Genomic DNA, 15,185 nt, shown 5'->3' with positions numbered 1-15,185 from the left:
TGAGAGTCAGTCCCGCTTCTTCGCCGGTTGCCGGGAGGCAAGGATCGTCTCGACGGTGACCGGGCGGAAACCCCACACGTCCACACCGACGTCGAATTGCCGGGGCATGCCCTTCAACTGGCCGTGGCTGTGACCGTGCAGGTTCAAAGCGCCCTTGTACATGCCGTTCCAGGTGCGGAAGGCGTAATGGCACAGCACCAGCCGCCGCTCGTCCAGCACAAGTTCCGCGTAGGGCTGCACGCTCGCCCAGCCGGGCAGGGACAGGGTGGCCGGTCCGTCATTGTTGCCGGTGATCAGGTGCTTGGTGCCGCGCAGGCCTTCCAGAAGCGCCGCCATGTCATCCGGCTTGCGGTGCAGGGCGAAGTCGCCGAGGTGCCACACCGCGTCGTCCGGGCCGACCGTGGCGTTCCAGTTGGCCACCATGGCCTCGTCCATGTCCGCGACCGAGGCGAAGGGGCGGCGGAAGCGGCTGATCGCGCCGGCATGGCCGAAATGCGTGTCGCTGGTGAAGAAGACCGCCATCGGGGGTCCTCAACGCGGCGGCGGCGCGGAAGGTTCCCCGCGCCGCCCTGTGCCGCCGTCCGTCAATCGTGCTTGTGCCCGTCCGCCGACGGATCGAGCAGCCGGTGCAGGTGCACGATGAAATAGCGGGTGTGGGCGTCGTCGATGGTCATCCCGGTGGCGCCGCGCCACGCCTTGTAGGCCTCGTCGTAGTTCGGGAAGATGCCCACGATGTGGACCTTCGTCGGGTCGACGAACTGGTCGGAATCGGGGCGGACGAGTTCACCGCCGAAGACGAGGTGGAGAAGCTGCTTGTCGGGCATGGCGCGGGCATCCTTGTGGGACTGGGTGGGACTGGGTTGGGCTGGATTTGATGAAACTCATATCCGCCGTGCCACCGCTTCTTCAAGTGCAATGACAGTGGTGTGGCGTCGCGGCACCGCCCGATGGTCGCTTTTTTTCGGAAATACGGGCAAAAAGCACCGCCTTGAGGCATAGTCTAAGAAAGAACAGAAGAAGCGAGGGGTGATTCATGGTTGTTGGTAATACCACAAATCGGACGAAGGCCCGGCGCGAGGTGACGGTCTGGGACTTGCCGACACGCCTGTTTCATTGGAGCTTGGTCCTTCTGGTGACGGTCGCGGTGGTCTCGGCCAAGACCGACCGCATGACCATCCACATGCTGGCGGGGGAGGCGATCCTGGCGCTCCTGCTGTTCCGGCTCGTCTGGGGGCTGATCGGCAGCCAGACCGCGCGCTTCAGCCATTTCGTGAAGGGGCCGCGGGCCGTTCTCGCCTACGCCTGCGGGATGCTCCGCGCCGGGCGCGGCGGCAACGAGCCGGAGCCGGTCGTCGGGCACAACCCGATGGGCGGGCTGATGGTGCTGGCGCTGCTGGGGGCGCTGGCGCTCCAGGCGGTGGCGGGCCTCTTCACCACCGACGACATCCTGGTGGACGGGCCGCTGGTGGCGCAGGCGTCGGGGGGCGTGGTGGCCGGCTTCAGTACGCTGCACCGCATCCTGGCCGACGGGATCCTGATCCTGATCGGCGTGCATGTGCTGGCCGTTCTGGCCTATCTGGTGGTGAAGCGGGACAATCTGATCCGCCCGATGGTCACGGGGCGGAAGGCGATCCCGACGGACGCGCCGGTCGAGTCGCCGAAGCGCCGTCCGGCGGCGCTGGCCCTGGCGGTGCTGGCCGCGGCGGCCGGGCTGGTGGCGGCGGTGGTGCAGGCGGGCTGAGGGGCGCCGCAAGGGTCCTTCCCCGCAAGCGGCGGGGAAGGACCTGTTTGCGGACCGGCCGGATCAGTCGGCGCGGTAGCGCTCGTGGCAGGCCTTGCAGGCGCCGCCCACGGCGGCGAACTGCTTGGCGGTGGCGGCCTTGTCGCCGGACGCCGCGGCGGCTTCCAGCCCCTTGGCGGCCGCCTCGTAGGCCTGGGCCTTGGCGGTGAAGTCGGCGTTGTTCGCCCAGATGTCGGCCTTGGCCTTGGTGTCGCCCTTGTCGCTGCCCGCCGGGAACAGGGTGGGGATCTGGGCGGCGAAGGCGCTCATGCGCTGGGCGGCCGGGCCGACCTGGGCGACCTTGTCGCTCCCCAGCAGGTCCTTGATCTCGGCCATCGCGTTCTTGCTGGTCTGGAAACCATCCTTGCGCGCCTTGATCGAATCCTGGGCCATCGCCGTGCCGCCGACGAGGAGCAGGGCGGCCGTGGCGGCCAGCGTGACGCGGGTGAGCATGCAGATCCTCCGGATGATGGATATTGATTAGAAAGAGGTAAGATACCCCGTCCGCGGCGCGGGCTGTCAAGCCGGGCCTGTGCGGTGCAGCATCCGGCCTTTGCGCCGTACGATGCGTCCGTCTGCCGGGAAACCGCCCCGCTCGGGGAGTGATCGGCTTGCAAGAGCAATAAGGCGGAAGTAAGGTCCCGCGTCGCGTTCGCGCGGTCATACCAAGTTCTCACCCCAACCTTCCGCCACCTTCGTCATAGGGGCCAGTACGCCATGTCGATCATCGCGTCCCGTCTGTCGCGCATCAAGCCCTCGCCGACCATCGCCGTCACCCAGAAAGCCCGCGAGCTTGCGGCGGCCGGTCGCGACGTCATCGGCCTCGGCGCCGGCGAGCCGGACTTCGACACCCCCGACAACATCAAGGACGCCGCCATCAAGGCCATCCAGGCCGGCGACACCAAGTACACCGCCGTGGACGGCACGCCCGCGCTGAAGAAGGCGATCTCCGCCAAGTTCGAGCGCGAGAACGGCCTGACCTACGCGCCCGACCAGATCACGGTCGGCGTCGGCGGCAAGCAGGTGCTGTACAACGCCCTGATGGCGACGCTGAACCCCGGCGACGAGGTCATCATCCCGGCCCCCTACTGGGTGTCCTACCCGGACATGGTGGAGCTGGCGGAAGGCACGCCGGTCTTCGTCTCCTGCCCGGCCGAGCAGGGCTTCAAGCTGCAGCCCGCCGACCTGGAGAAGGCGATCACGCCGAAGACCAAGTGGCTGATCCTGAACTCCCCGTCCAACCCGTCGGGCGCCGCCTACACGCGCGACGAGATGAAGGCCCTGACCGACGTGCTGGTGAAGCACCCGCAGGTCTGGGTGATGACCGACGACATGTATGAGCACCTGCTCTACGACGGCATCGAGTTCGTGACCCCGGCCCAGGTCGAGCCGGCTCTGTACGACCGCACGCTGACCGTCAACGGCGTGTCGAAGTCCTACGCCATGACCGGCTGGCGCATCGGCTACGCCGGCGGCCCGAAGGCGCTGATCAAGGCGATGGGCGTGATCCAGAGCCAGTCGACCTCCAACCCGACCTCGATCGCCCAGGCCGCCGCCGTCGAGGCGCTGAACGGCCCGCAGGACTTCATCAAGGAGCGCGCGGCGGTGTTCGCCCAGCGCCGCGATCTGGTGGTGTCGATGCTGAACCAGGCCAAGGGCATCTCCTGCCCGAAGCCGGAAGGCGCCTTCTACGTCTACCCGTCCTGCGCCGGCACCATCGGCAAGACGACGCCGGACGGCAAGGTGATCGAGACCGACGAGGATTTCGTCACCTACCTGCTGGAGTCGGAAGGTGTGGCGGTCGTCCAGGGTTCGGCCTTCGGCCTCGCCCCGCATTTCCGCATCTCCTACGCGACCAGCACCGAGGCCCTGGAAGAGGCCTGCAAGCGCATCCAGCGCGCTTGCGGCAATCTGAAGGACTGATCCCCGGCATTTGCGACCGGTGAAAAAGGAAGAGGGGGCCGGAAGGCCCCCTCTTTTCGTTTGTGCGCTTTTGCTTTACGCGCCGCGGTCGACGCCCGCGGCCTGCAGGGCCGGCGCGGCGTCCTTTCCCGACACCAGCCGCAGGACCACGGCGCCCGCCGTCGCCGACAGGATCGAGCCGGCGAAGACGCCCACCTTCACCGCGTCGCCCAGCTCCGGCGAGGTCGGGAAGGCCAGCGCGCCGATGAACAGGCTCATGGTGAAGCCGATGCCGCACAGCAGGGCGACGCCATAGAGCTGCGCGGTGTTGGCGCCGGCCGGCATGTTCGCGAAGCCGAGCCGGATGGTCAGCCAGGCGGTGCCGAACACGCCGACCATCTTGCCGAGGAACAGGCCGAGCGCGATGCCCAGCGGCAGCGAACCGGTGAGGATCGAGGGGCTCATGCCGGCGAAGGACACGCCCGCGTTGGCGAAGCCGAAGACCGGGACGATCAGGAAGGCCACCCAGGGGTGGATGCCGTGCTCCAGCCGCAGCAGCGGCGCGTGCGGGTCCGCCGCTTCGCCGGAGTTGGGGCGCAGCGGGATGGTCAGGGCCAGGGTCACGCCGGCCAGCGTCGCGTGCACGCCGGAGAGCAGGACCGCGCCCCACAGCCCCGCGCCCAGGATCAGATAGGGCAGGAGGCTGCGCACGCCGAACCGGTTCAGCCCGATCAGCGCCGCCAGGATCAGCGCCGCCACGCCGAGCGCGGGCAGGGACAGGTCGGCGGTGTAGAACAGGGCGATGATGATGACCGCGCCCAGATCGTCGATGATCGCCAGGGCCGTCAGGAAGATCTTGAGCGAGACCGGAACGCGCGGCCCGAGCAGCGACAGCACGCCGAGCGCGAAGGCGATGTCGGTCGCCGCCGGGATGGCCCAGCCGTTGACCGTGGCCGGGTTGCCGGCGTTGAAGGCCAGATAGACCAGCGCAGGCACCAGCATGCCGCCCGCCGCGGCGACGCCCGGCAGGATGCGGCACGACCATGTGGAGAGCTGGCCGTCCAGCATCTCCCGCTTGATCTCCAGCCCGACCAGCAGGAAGAAGATCGCCATCAGCCCGTCGTTGATCCAATGGCCGATGCTGAGCCCGAGGATGTAGGTGTGGAGCGTGTCGAAATAGGCGGCGGAGAGGGGGGAGTTCGCCACCACCAGAGCCAGCGCCGCGGCGACCATCAGCAGGATGCCGCCCGACGCCTCGTTGCTCATGAACTCCCGGATGAAGGCTGCCGGGCGCCGGCCGGCGGGTTGCCTGTGAGCATCCATGGCGCTTGTTTCCTTTTCTGGTTTGGTCGGAGGAGCGGGATTGTCGGAAAGTTCGTGAGGGAACAGTTTGTGAAAAGAATGTGGCGTCATGGCGGCTTCGCCATGACGCCAACGCAAGTTTCTTATCCGTCGCGCATCATTTTCAGCCGCGCGTCATCACATGAAGAACTTCGTGATGAGGACGTAGAGCGTCAAGCCGACCAGGCTGATCGTTCCGCCCCAGGCCCAGGCGAACTGGACCTTGCTCGGCAGCAGATCGCGCTCGAAATCGCTGGTGAAGTTGTCCTTGACCGCCTTGATGGTCAGCCAGAACAGGACCGGCGAGAAGACCAGCGCCATGACCGAGGCGAGCTGGACCACGAAGATCGGCTCGGGCAGGCCGTAGACCACCGCGATGCCGGCCACCAGCCACACCACCTGCATGCCGCGGTAGAGCAGCTTGCGGATCGCCGCGGTGTCCCAGTCGCGCTTCAGACGGACCACGCACTCCTCGAACAGGCGGGCCTGACCGTCGAAGTAGGTGAAGACGGTGGAGAACAGAGCGGCCACGCCGCCGGCGATGATGACCGGGAAGATCCACGCGCCGAAGGTGTCGGTGTAGATGCTGGCGATGGTCACGCCCATTTCCGAACCCTTGGGCACCAGACCCTGCGGGTGCAGCACCACAGCGCCGACGATCAGGAAGATCATGCCCGACAGCATCGAGATGATATAGCTGATGTTCATGTCGCGCTTGAACAGGATCAGGCTGTTCTTCATGTAGTTGGGGTCCATGTGCACGGTGTGCCCCTGGGCCCGCATCTCGTTGACCTTCACCATGCCGGCCTTCTTGTCGACGGCCCAGTTCGACTGCATGGGCGCGACTTCCAGCGTGGTCGGGAAATAGCCGAACATGGCGCCGAACAGCATCATCGACCCGATCGGCGGCAAGGTCGGCAGCAGACGCGACAGATACTCGCCCGGCGGCGGGGCCTGGAGCGCGAAGGCCACGAAGCAGGACACGGCGAAGACGATGATGAGGATCTTGCAGATGCCTTCGACCGCCTTGTAGCTGCCCATCCACAGGATGCCGACGGTCAGCAGCAGGATGGCCACCGCCCAGAGCTGCATCGACATGAAGGGGAAGGCCGCCCACATCAGCGCCGCGCAGCCGAGCGCGCGGCCGGCGATGCCCACGGTGTTGGCGAAGCCCTGGAAGATCATGAACCACAGCGGCCAGGTGCCGACGCGGTGGTAGGCGTTGATGATGGATTCGCCCTTCACCATCGTGTAGCGGTGGGCGAACTCGAAGGCGCAGTATTTGATGATGTAGGCGGCCAGGATCACCCACAGCAGATCGTAGCCGTAGAGCGCGCCGGCGGTCGGCGCGTGCATGATGTGGCTGGCGCCGATGCCGGTCATCGCCGCGGCGATGCCGGGGCCCATGGCCTTCCAGGTGTCCATGAAGCCGGTGCCGGGGGCTTCCAACCGGATGACCTTCTTGGCGCTGCCGTCCGCGGCGGCGCCGTATGGGCCATCGGCGTCGATGGCCGCGCTGTTCGTCGAGCTGACGCTCATTCCCGTTCCTCCCTAGGATTGGCCTGTCGATTGGCGTCGGGCCGTTCGCGACATTTTCGGCCCGGTTCCGTCCGGCTCCTTTTCCGATCCGTGCTTTGCTGCAGGGGCTGGTTTCCTGCACGCCATAGTTTGGTATGCCAAATATCAGCGGAACGTAGGAAAAAAAATCTGGGAAGGCGGGGCGTTTTTCAGCCTCAGGAAAAATGCAAAAATCGGGGACTAAAACCGCCACTACCCATATTGGATATGATCGATTCCTGAGTTATGAAAATGAATTCATGATCAAGTTGGTCGGTTGCGCAGGGCAATGGACGCATCCATATGCGGCTTGACTCAGCGATCTTGGGCCGCACGCTGCGTCGCCTCCCCAAAGGCTGTCCCTGTTGAGTCAGGGGCAGCCTTTTCTCGTCTCAGTATTATGAAGGCGAGGATTTTTTGATATCTTCAGGGATGAAAACTGATCGTCGCTTCCACGGATCTCCGCGGCGACGGAGGCGCGGGAGACGCATCAGCTAGGTTTTTAATCCACAGCCTGCACGAATTTTAAAGCCGCGCCGCTCGGCGCGAAGAAACCGCACCGATGTGTGTGGTTTGCCGCTCTGTGAAAAAAGCGGGGGTCCTGAGGAACTGAAAGCACCTATGCTGAAGGGCAAGGCGAGCGGGAAGTCGTGCAACGCGCGCCGGCCAATCTGTTGTCGGGGCGTCGCCTCAGAGGATTGCGCTGCCCGACGCCGGCGCGCGACCAGTTTGTGCGGGAGCTTCCATGGTTCTGGAACCGATCTCACTCGCCGTGGCGCTGTGCCTCGCCACCTTCGCCGCGACCGGCATCGCGTCCATGCTGACCGCGGTGTGGGGAAGCCACCGGGACCCGGGCGCCTTTGTCGCTCCCGTGCGGCCCTGGGGGCGTCCGGCCAACATGAACCGGCCGCCGCGCGGAACCCGCCGTCATCTGTGGATCGCGACGGACACGTCGGATTGACGCCGTATCGGTGTGACGGCGTCGAACGATAGAAAAAGCTTGGATTCACATGGCGCTGGAATCAGAAAGGGCCGCGACTGGATCGCGGCCCTTTCGTCGTCCGGTGTCGTCCGGCTGCCGGCGAGGCATGCTCACAGGACGCCGTACAGACGGGACTTCTCGCACCAGGCTTCCATGAAGGACTTGAAGGCCTGCAGGAAAGTCGAACCCTTCGTGCCGTTCTGGTTGGCATGCAGATGGGTCACAGTCGCGTAGGTCATGATCATCTCCGTCGTTCGATGAAGACACTGTATCCTGGTATACCAAATACCAGAAGCGCAATCGATGCATCGCTCTCTTGTCCTCATCACATGGCGGGTTATGAAAGACTTACTTATTGTTTGGCGTGCTGATTTATTGTTGGGCTGATTTTCTTTCTCCGGTCTTGGGTTCAGACGAGCGCCGTGCGCCACCCGTCCATGAAAAAGGGGCCGGAGGGCGCTCCCCCGGCCCCGCGCCCCCGCACACCGCCAGCTATTGCGCGGCCAGCGTCTCCTTGCGGATCTCCACCGCCTTGTCGGCGGCCTTGCCAGTCAGCTCCTGCAACCGCTCGAAGCTCCAGGTGAAGGTGCCGACGCCGAGCGACAGCGAGCGCAGCTCGACGATCAGGTCGTGCATCTCGGCCTGCGGCAGATAGGCCTTCACCTCGTCCCAGCCCTGCCAGCCGGGGCGCGCGTCGTAGCCGAGGATCTGCCCGCGCCGCCCGCTGACCAGCCGCTGCACCTTCGAGGTGAAGTCGCTGGGCACGGCGATGGAGACGGTCAGGATCGGTTCCAGAAGCACCGGTTCGCAGGCCGGAAGCGCCTCGGCCATCGCCTGCCGCGCCACCGTCTTGAAGGCCATTTCGGAGCTGTCCACGGCGTGGAACTGGCCGCCGGTCAGCCGCACCGCGAAATCGACCACGGGGAAGCCCAGCGGCCCGCGCACCGCGTAGTCGCGCACGCCGGTCTCCACCGCCGGAATGAACTGGCGCGGCACGACGCCGCCGACGACGCCGTCCTCGAACTGGAAGCCGGTGCCGCGGGGCAGCGGCTTGACCTCCACATGGATGTCGGCGAACTGGCCGTGGCCGCCGGTCTGCCGCTTGTAGCGGGCGTGGTGGGACGTGCCCTTGCGGATCGATTCACGATAGGGCACCTGCGGCGGCACGCCCTTGACCGAGACGTTGAACTTGTTGCGCAGCCGGTCCATGGCGATCTGGAGATGGATGTCGCCCTGGCCCCACAGCACCAGCTCGCCGGTGTCGGTGGACTGGTCCAGCCTCAGCGACGGGTCCTCCTCGACCAGCTTCTGGATGGCCGCGGTCAGCTTCACCTCGTCGTTGCGGTTCTGGGCGTGCAGGGCGAGGCCGAAGACGGGCGGCGGCAGCTCCGGCCACGGCGCCGACCGGCCGGCGTTGCCCTTGTCGGTCAGCAGGTCGCCGGTCGCCGCCTTGTCGAGCCGGCCGAGCGCCACCACCTCGCCGGCCGCCGCCTGGGACAGCTTCTCCTGACTGTGGCCCATCATGCGGAAGACGCCCGACACCCGCTCCCCGCCCAGCGTCATGCCGTCGTTGACCGTTCCGCGCCAGACCCGGACGAGGCTGATCTTGCCGGCGTGGGAGCCGTTCAGCGTCTTGAAGACCTGGGCGGCCACCGTGGCGTCCGCCGGGATGCCGGCGCGCTCCGCCGAGGTGGCGACGTCCGGCCCCTCGTGGCGCAGCGCCTTCAGCAGGCGGCGGATGCCGTTGTCGTTCTCCGCCGAGCCGAAGAAGACCGGGACGATCAGGTCGTCGGCCAGCTCGCTGGCCAGCCGGTCGTAGACCTCCTGCGTGTCGGGGGCGACGTCCTCCAGCAGCTTCTCCAGGAGCGCGTCGTCGTAGTCGGCGACCGCCTCCAGCATCTCCTGCCGGGCCTCGTGCTCGCGGTCCTTCAGGCTGTCGGGGATCTGGACGAGGTTGGACGGCTTGTGCGGGTTGAAGTGCCAGGCGCGCTCGCTGACCAGATCGACGAAGCCGGTGATCCTGCCGCCCTCGCGGATCGGCACCTCGCGCAGCACCAGCTTGCGCGCCGACACCGCCTGATAGGCCTGCACCACATCGCGCACCCTGAGGTCGCCCAGGCTGTCCACCTTGTTGATGAACAGCAGGTGGGGGATGCGGTTGTCGTCGAGGAACTTGAACAGGGGGGCGAGCAGCACGGCCTTCTCCGGCGCCGCCTCGGCCACGATCACCGCTACGTCGGCCACCATCAGGGCGCTCTGCGTCTCGCAGGCCAACTCCACCGAGCCGGGGCAGTCGAGCACGCTCCAGCGCTCGCCCAGGAACTCGAAGGAGGCGACGTTGACCTCGACGCTCATCTGCCGGGCCTTGGCCTCGGGGGAGCTGTCGCCGACCGCGTTGCCGTCGCGGACGCTGCCCTTGCGCGTGGTCGCCCCGGCGGCGGACAGCAGGCTTTCCAGAAGCGATGTCTTGCCGCTGAGATAGGGGCCGACCAGCGCGGCGCAGCGGGCCGTCTGGATCTGTGAATGGGGCATGCACACCTCCCGTATGGCGTCTTCCCGTGTGGGCATCGGCCGGAACGCCGGGTGGCCTGGGTGGGCCGGGTGGGACGCTGTGGCCGGAAGCACCGGCGGCGCGCATGGCCCTGACAGGGTGCCGGACTGGTCCGGTGCTTTGAAAACAGTGCCTTTTCAAGGTTATGGTCCACCCGTGGCGGGGGACCTGTCGATGGAAAAAAGGGGCGGCATGACGTCACGCCGCCCCCGCTGGGGTGTCACTCCTTAAGGCGGTCCGTCGGCGTAGGGCGCCAGGGCCGCCGCGATCACCCGGTGGACGGGCGTCGGCACCCCCAGCTCCGATCCCAGCTGGACCACCGCCCCGGACAGCCAGGGCAGCTCCAGCCGTCCGCCCCGCGTCAGGTCGTTCAGCATGGACGAGGTCATGGCGGGCGGCACGCCGTCGAGCAGCGCCTCGACGCGGGCGACGATGCCGGTGCCCAGATCGATGTCGCGGGCGCGGGCGAGCCGGGCGACCTCGGCCACCGCGTCGAGGAACAGGGCGCGGCTTTCCGGAACGCGGCGGATCACCCCGGCGGGCTGTCGGGTCAGGGCGGTGACCCCGCTGAAGGGCGCCAGGAAGGCGAACTTCTCCCACTGGGCGCGCAGGATCGCCGCGGACAGCACCCCCTCGAAGCCGGCCGCCTCGGCCAGCGCGTGGAAGGCGGTCAGCCGGGGGGAGGGACGCCCGTCCAGCTCCCCGTAGGTCAGGCGGGCCAGCGTCCCGGTGTGGCGGATCACGCCGGGGGCGGCGATGGTGGCGCCGATGTGCGCGACGCCGCCCGCCACATGCTCCCGCCCCAGGATCTGGCACAGCGTGTCCATGCCGGTGACGCCGTTCTGCACGGTGACCACCACGGTGCCCGGCTTCACCAGCGGGCGGCAGGCCTCCGCCGCGCGGTCGGTGTCCCACAGCTTGACGGCGAACAGCACGAGGTCCACCGGCCCGATCTCCGCCGGGTCGTCGGTCGCGCGGACATCGGTCAGGTGCAGGGGGGCGGCCTCGCTTTCGATGCGCAGGCCGTCGCGACGGATGGCCTCCAGATGCGCGCCGCGGGCGATGAAATGCACCTCGGCTCCGTGGGTCGCCGCGAGGCGCGCGCCGAAATAGCCGCCGACCGCGCCCGCCCCCATGATTGCGATGCGCATGCGTTGCTCCTCCCAAATGCGGTCCGGGCCGGCGCGCACCGTTGAATGGGGCCGGGGAATCGGCGGTGGCCGGGCGGGCCTTTGGTGCCGGACGCTGGGGACAGTGTGGCCCGCGCGGAACTTTGCGGCAATAGGCCGCAGGATTGCGGATTGCCGGAGGGCGGCTTTCTTTCGACAGTGGGCGGACCGATCGGCGCCCATTTTCCTGCATCGGCCGGTCCAGGGGATTTGCCATGAGCGTCTTCGTCCGAACGCCGCCGCTCCGCGTCTTGTGGGTTTTGCTGGCCGCCCTTCTGGTGGCGCCGGTCCACTTCGCGGGCGCCCGCGCCCAGCCCGCCGATCCGGAGCGGGAGCAGGTCCGCGCCATCGCGCTGAAGGCGGCGGAGCTGATCGCCGTGCGGGGGCTGGACGCGGCCGCGGCGGCGTTCAACCGCGACGGCGAGTTCCGGCACGGCGCGCTCTACGTCACCGTCATCGACTTCGCCGGGGTGTGGAAGGTCTATCCGCCCCGGCCCGCCGGGGTCGGGATGAGCGTGATCAACGTGAAGGACCCGGACGGGCGCGACATCGTCCGCGACATCCTGTCGGTGGCGCGCGATGCCGGCGAGGGCTGGGTGGACTACCGCTGGCTGAACCCGGCCAGCGACCGGATCGAGGCGAAGACCACCTTCGTGAAGCGTGTGCCGGGCCAGGATCTGGTCGCCTATGTCGGCCTGTACCATTGACGCCGCGGGGCCGGGCCTTCGGAGCGCTTGATACGGATGCTGTTGCGGCGCACATCTTGATCCGCACCGGGCGCGGCCAAGCTTGTCGGGGGTGGCCTTCACGGCATGCCGGGGCATGCGGGTTGCGCAGGGCTGCTTTTTAGAAAGTTTCTAAAGTAGGGTCTTTACCCGAGGCGCAGCGGGGCGTAGCCTCGATTGCAGCCAAGAATGGAAGACAACCCCTCGGAGGACAGAGAAACCATGCAGATCGACATCGGGATCGCGGAAGCCGACCGCAAGGCCATTGCCGACGGCCTGAACAACGTGCTCGCCGACACCTTCGCCCTGTACCTGAAGACGCATTCCTTCCACTGGAACGTCACGGGGCCGATGTTCAACACGCTCCACACCATGTTCATGACCCAGTACACGGAGCTGTGGACCGCCCTGGACGAGGTGGCGGAACGCATCCGCGCCCTCGGCTATCCGGCGCCGGGCAGCTTCTCGCAGTTCACCAAGCTCGCCTCGATCAAGGAGGAGCAGGGCGTTCCGAACGCGCAGGAGATGCTGCGCCAGCTCGTCGAGGGGCACGAGGCCGTCGCCCGCACCGCCCGCAAGGTCTTCCCGACCGCCGAGGAGGCCAACGACCAGCCGACCGCCGACCTGCTGACCCAGCGCCTGCAGATCCACGAGAAGACCGCCTGGATGCTGCGTTCCATGCTGGAGTAGTCGTCATCACGGCGGTTCGCGATTCGGCATTGTGATTTGGCGGGGCGCCGTCCTTCGGGGCGGCGCCCCGTCCTTTTTGGGCCGAACAAAACAGCAGGGCGAAACAAGCGGGCGGGGCCGCGCGTTCTCCTTGGATGTCCGATGGACGCGGGAGAGGGCGCCATGGCCTCCTACAATTACGACCGAGCGCGCGGGGCTGACCGTGCGGCGACGGGCGCGCAGGACGCGCTGCTGCTGGCCGCGAGGCTGCTGATCGGGGCGATCTTTGTGCAGAGCGGCTTCGGCAAGCTGATGGACCTCGGCGCCTTCGCCGGGAGCCTGGAAGGGCAAGGGCTGCCCATGCCGATGCTGCTGGCCGCGCTGGGCGGTGCGGTGGAATGCTTCGGCGGTCTGGCCGTGGTGCTGGGGGCCTGGACGCGGCTGGCCGCGGCGGCGGTGGTGCTCTTCACCATCATGGCGACCCTGATCGCCCACCGCTACTGGACCTACCCGCCGGAGGCCCAGGGGATGCAGCGCATCCAGTTCATGAAGAACCTCGCCATCATCGGCGGCTTCCTCGCGCTGATCGCCGCCGGAGCCGGGCGGTTCAGCGTCGACGGGCTGATGAACCGGCGGTAGGCGGGGGCCGGTCGCCCGGCCCCCCGCTAAAACAGACTTACCAGTTGCCCGCCGGGCTCGGCTCGCCCTCGTGGTGGGCCAGCCAGCGCTCGGCCTCCAGGGCGGCCATGCAGCCCATGCCGGCGGCGGTGACGGCCTGCCGGTAGATCTTGTCCTTGACGTCGCCCGCGGCGAAGACGCCCGGCACGTTGGTGGCCGTCGAATCGGGGGCGGTGACGATGTAGCCCTCGGTGTCGGTCTCCACCTTGCCCTGGAAGACGGCGGTGGCCGGGACGTGGCCGATGGCGACGAAGACGCCGGCCACCGGGATCACCCGCTCCTCGCCCGACTTCACGTTCTTCACGCGCACGCCGGTGACGCCGCGCGGGTTGCCCAGCGAGCCGTCGCCCTCGCCGACGATCTCCTCGACGACGCTGTCCCACACCACCTCGATCTTGGGGTTGCGGAACAGCCGGTCCTGCATGATCCGCTCGGCGCGGAAGCTGTCGCGGCGGTGGATGACCGTCACCTTGGAGGCGTGGTTGGTGAGGTACAGCGCCTCCTCCACCGCGGAGTTGCCGCCGCCGATCACCGCGATCTCCTTGCCGCGGAAGAAGAAGCCGTCGCAGGTGGCGCAGGCCGACACGCCGAAGCCGCGGTAGATCTCCTCGCTGGAGATGCCCAGCCAACGGGCCTGCGCGCCGGTGGCGATGATGACGCTGTCGGCGGTGTAGGTGTCGCCCGAGTCGCCCTTGCAGACGAAGGGGCGCTGGCTGAAGTCGACGTCGGTGATCAGGTCGAAGACCATCTTGGTCCCGACATGCTCCGCCTGCTTCTGCATCTGCTCCATCAGCCACGGCCCCTGGATGGGGTCGGCGAAGCCGGGATAATTCTCGACGTCGGTGGTGATCATGAGCTGGCCGCCCGGCTGCATGCCCTGCACCATCAGCGGCTGCAGGTTGGCGCGCGCCGCGTAGATGGCCGCGGTGTAGCCGGCAGGACCGGCGCCGATGATGAGAACCTTGGTGTGGTGGGTGCTGGGCATCGCTCTGTCCGTCACGATCTGGTCTGGTGCGGACCATAGGGCCGCGCCGAACATATGGTCCAGATCCGGCGCGCTGTCATCGGAAAGCCTGCCATGCCGCCCCCTCATGGGGACGATGTTTCACCCCGGCCGCCCGGGAAACGCCCCTCAATACTGCGCCGGAGCGCCCCCGTCCGGTTCTTCAGCCAGGCGCCGACGCGGTGGCGCCATTGCTCGTGCCAGATGTAGACGCTGTTGCGGACCCAGTTCATCTGCACGGCGCGGCGCCGGCCCTCGAAGGAATGGTGCCCGTGCCAGGAGGTGTCGCAGCGGCGGAAGCACAGCAGCGTGCCCTCGTCCGGCGGCACCTCGGCGGCGTAATCCTCCAGGTTCGGGCTGCGCAGGACGCGCAGGCGCCCGCCCGACGCCTCCCAGGGCGGGTTCATGTAGATCAGCACGGTGACGATCTTGCTGGCCGAATCGGGATGGATCTTGCCGTCGGTCGCCCGGCACATGCCGCGGGCGGTGAACATGGTCGGGTAGCGCGACAGGTCCAGCCCGAACTTCTCCGAGAAGGCCTGGCAGACCGCCGCGCCGCGCAACTCCTCGATCAGGGCGTCGAAGGCCGGTCCCTGCGGGAAGACGCCGAGCGGGATCGAGCCGGGCTTGTCCACCTTGGGGTAGTCGCGGTGCAGGGCCTCCAGATGCTCCCGCTTCACGAAGCCGGGGACGCAGAGGAAGTCGAATGGCTCGTGCTGCAGCGGGGTGGCGCGGAAGCGGTCCAGATCCAGCATGGAGGTGGGCGTGGACATGGGGTGGTCTCCAGACGGCAGCAATTCAGGCCACGGCAATTCAGGCGAGGGCAAA

At 67.5% G+C, this 15,185-nt stretch carries 16 protein-coding genes; 6 read left to right on the top strand and 10 right to left on the bottom strand.

Annotation, left to right across the window (positions count from 1 at the left end; translation table 11 throughout):
• Positions 1-6: 6 nt before the first annotated feature.
• Both DXK32_RS15375 and DXK32_RS15370 read right to left on the bottom strand, forming a co-directional pair.
• Positions 7-522: a metallophosphoesterase family protein gene (locus tag DXK32_RS15375; protein ID WP_114859305.1), complete on the bottom strand. Its 516-nt coding sequence runs from the start codon at positions 520-522 to the stop codon at positions 7-9.
• Positions 523-584: 62 nt separating this feature from the next.
• Positions 585-824, bottom strand: a complete 240-nt coding sequence (locus DXK32_RS15370; protein ID WP_035675610.1) for a DUF4170 domain-containing protein — start codon at positions 822-824, stop codon at positions 585-587.
• Between the two features lie 209 nt (positions 825-1,033).
• Here DXK32_RS15370 and DXK32_RS15365 point away from each other — a divergent pair, with 209 nt between their 5' ends.
• Positions 1,034-1,741, top strand: a complete 708-nt coding sequence (locus DXK32_RS15365; RefSeq protein ID WP_114859304.1) for a cytochrome b/b6 domain-containing protein — start codon at positions 1,034-1,036, stop codon at positions 1,739-1,741.
• Positions 1,742-1,804: 63 nt separating this feature from the next.
• Here the strand turns inward: DXK32_RS15365 and DXK32_RS15360 are convergent, their stop codons facing one another.
• Positions 1,805-2,233, bottom strand: coding sequence for a c-type cytochrome (locus tag DXK32_RS15360; RefSeq protein WP_038529411.1), 429 nt, complete (start codon positions 2,231-2,233; stop codon positions 1,805-1,807).
• A gap of 264 nt (positions 2,234-2,497) precedes the next feature.
• On the opposite strand from DXK32_RS15360, the gene DXK32_RS15355 reads away from it, so the two are divergent.
• Positions 2,498-3,703, top strand: coding sequence for a pyridoxal phosphate-dependent aminotransferase (locus DXK32_RS15355; RefSeq protein WP_114859303.1), 1,206 nt, complete (start codon positions 2,498-2,500; stop codon positions 3,701-3,703).
• Between the two features lie 75 nt (positions 3,704-3,778).
• On the opposite strand, the gene nhaA is transcribed toward DXK32_RS15355, so the two are convergent.
• Positions 3,779-5,005: a Na+/H+ antiporter NhaA gene (nhaA, locus tag DXK32_RS15350; protein ID WP_114859302.1), complete on the bottom strand. Its 1,227-nt coding sequence runs from the start codon at positions 5,003-5,005 to the stop codon at positions 3,779-3,781.
• A 156-nt stretch (positions 5,006-5,161) separates the two neighbouring features.
• Positions 5,162-6,562: an Nramp family divalent metal transporter gene (locus DXK32_RS15345; protein ID WP_114859301.1), complete on the bottom strand. Its 1,401-nt coding sequence runs from the start codon at positions 6,560-6,562 to the stop codon at positions 5,162-5,164.
• A gap of 763 nt (positions 6,563-7,325) precedes the next feature.
• On the opposite strand from DXK32_RS15345, the gene DXK32_RS15340 reads away from it, so the two are divergent.
• Positions 7,326-7,541 carry a hypothetical protein gene (locus DXK32_RS15340; protein ID WP_114859300.1) on the top strand — a complete coding sequence of 72 codons (216 nt, stop codon included), beginning with the start codon at positions 7,326-7,328 and terminating at the stop codon, positions 7,539-7,541.
• 131 nt (positions 7,542-7,672) lie between these two features.
• Here DXK32_RS15340 and DXK32_RS33495 read toward each other — a convergent pair whose 3' ends face one another.
• The 3 genes from DXK32_RS33495 to DXK32_RS15330 all read right to left on the bottom strand — a co-directional run bounded on the left by DXK32_RS33495 (position 7,673) and on the right by DXK32_RS15330 (position 11,264).
• The gene (locus DXK32_RS33495) at positions 7,673-7,801 is read right to left on the bottom strand and encodes a hypothetical protein (RefSeq protein ID WP_257722158.1); all 129 of its coding nucleotides are present in this window, start codon (positions 7,799-7,801) and stop codon (positions 7,673-7,675) included.
• 253 nt (positions 7,802-8,054) lie between these two features.
• Positions 8,055-10,094, bottom strand: a complete 2,040-nt coding sequence (locus DXK32_RS15335; protein ID WP_114859299.1) for an elongation factor G — start codon at positions 10,092-10,094, stop codon at positions 8,055-8,057.
• 246 nt (positions 10,095-10,340) lie between these two features.
• Positions 10,341-11,264, bottom strand: coding sequence for a ketopantoate reductase family protein (locus tag DXK32_RS15330; protein ID WP_114859298.1), 924 nt, complete (start codon positions 11,262-11,264; stop codon positions 10,341-10,343).
• Between the two features lie 233 nt (positions 11,265-11,497).
• Here DXK32_RS15330 and DXK32_RS15325 point away from each other — a divergent pair, with 233 nt between their 5' ends.
• The 3 genes from DXK32_RS15325 (at position 11,498) to DXK32_RS15315 (ending at position 13,315) form a co-directional block, all read left to right on the top strand.
• A complete protein-coding gene (locus tag DXK32_RS15325; protein WP_114859297.1) occupies positions 11,498-11,989 on the top strand; it encodes a cache domain-containing protein in 492 nt (163 codons plus the stop codon).
• Between the two features lie 240 nt (positions 11,990-12,229).
• Complete coding sequence (locus DXK32_RS15320) at positions 12,230-12,697, top strand: Dps family protein (RefSeq protein WP_114859296.1); 468 nt, start codon at positions 12,230-12,232, stop codon at positions 12,695-12,697.
• Positions 12,698-12,859: 162 nt separating this feature from the next.
• Positions 12,860-13,315 carry a DoxX family protein gene (locus DXK32_RS15315; protein WP_114859295.1) on the top strand — a complete coding sequence of 152 codons (456 nt, stop codon included), beginning with the start codon at positions 12,860-12,862 and terminating at the stop codon, positions 13,313-13,315.
• 37 nt (positions 13,316-13,352) lie between these two features.
• Here the strand turns inward: DXK32_RS15315 and trxB are convergent, their stop codons facing one another.
• A complete protein-coding gene (gene trxB, locus DXK32_RS15310) occupies positions 13,353-14,339 on the bottom strand; it encodes a thioredoxin-disulfide reductase (RefSeq protein WP_205215723.1) in 987 nt (328 codons plus the stop codon).
• A 104-nt stretch (positions 14,340-14,443) separates the two neighbouring features.
• Positions 14,444-15,130: a 2OG-Fe(II) oxygenase gene (locus DXK32_RS15305; RefSeq protein WP_247877173.1), complete on the bottom strand. Its 687-nt coding sequence runs from the start codon at positions 15,128-15,130 to the stop codon at positions 14,444-14,446.
• Positions 15,131-15,185: the final 55 nt, after the last annotated feature.

The organism is Azospirillum brasilense, from assembly GCF_003349955.1.
Taxonomy (GTDB): domain Bacteria; phylum Pseudomonadota; class Alphaproteobacteria; order Azospirillales; family Azospirillaceae; genus Azospirillum; species Azospirillum brasilense_B.
The sequence above is the reverse complement of the archived record's forward strand: the minus strand, read 5'-3'. Positions and strand labels throughout refer to the sequence as shown.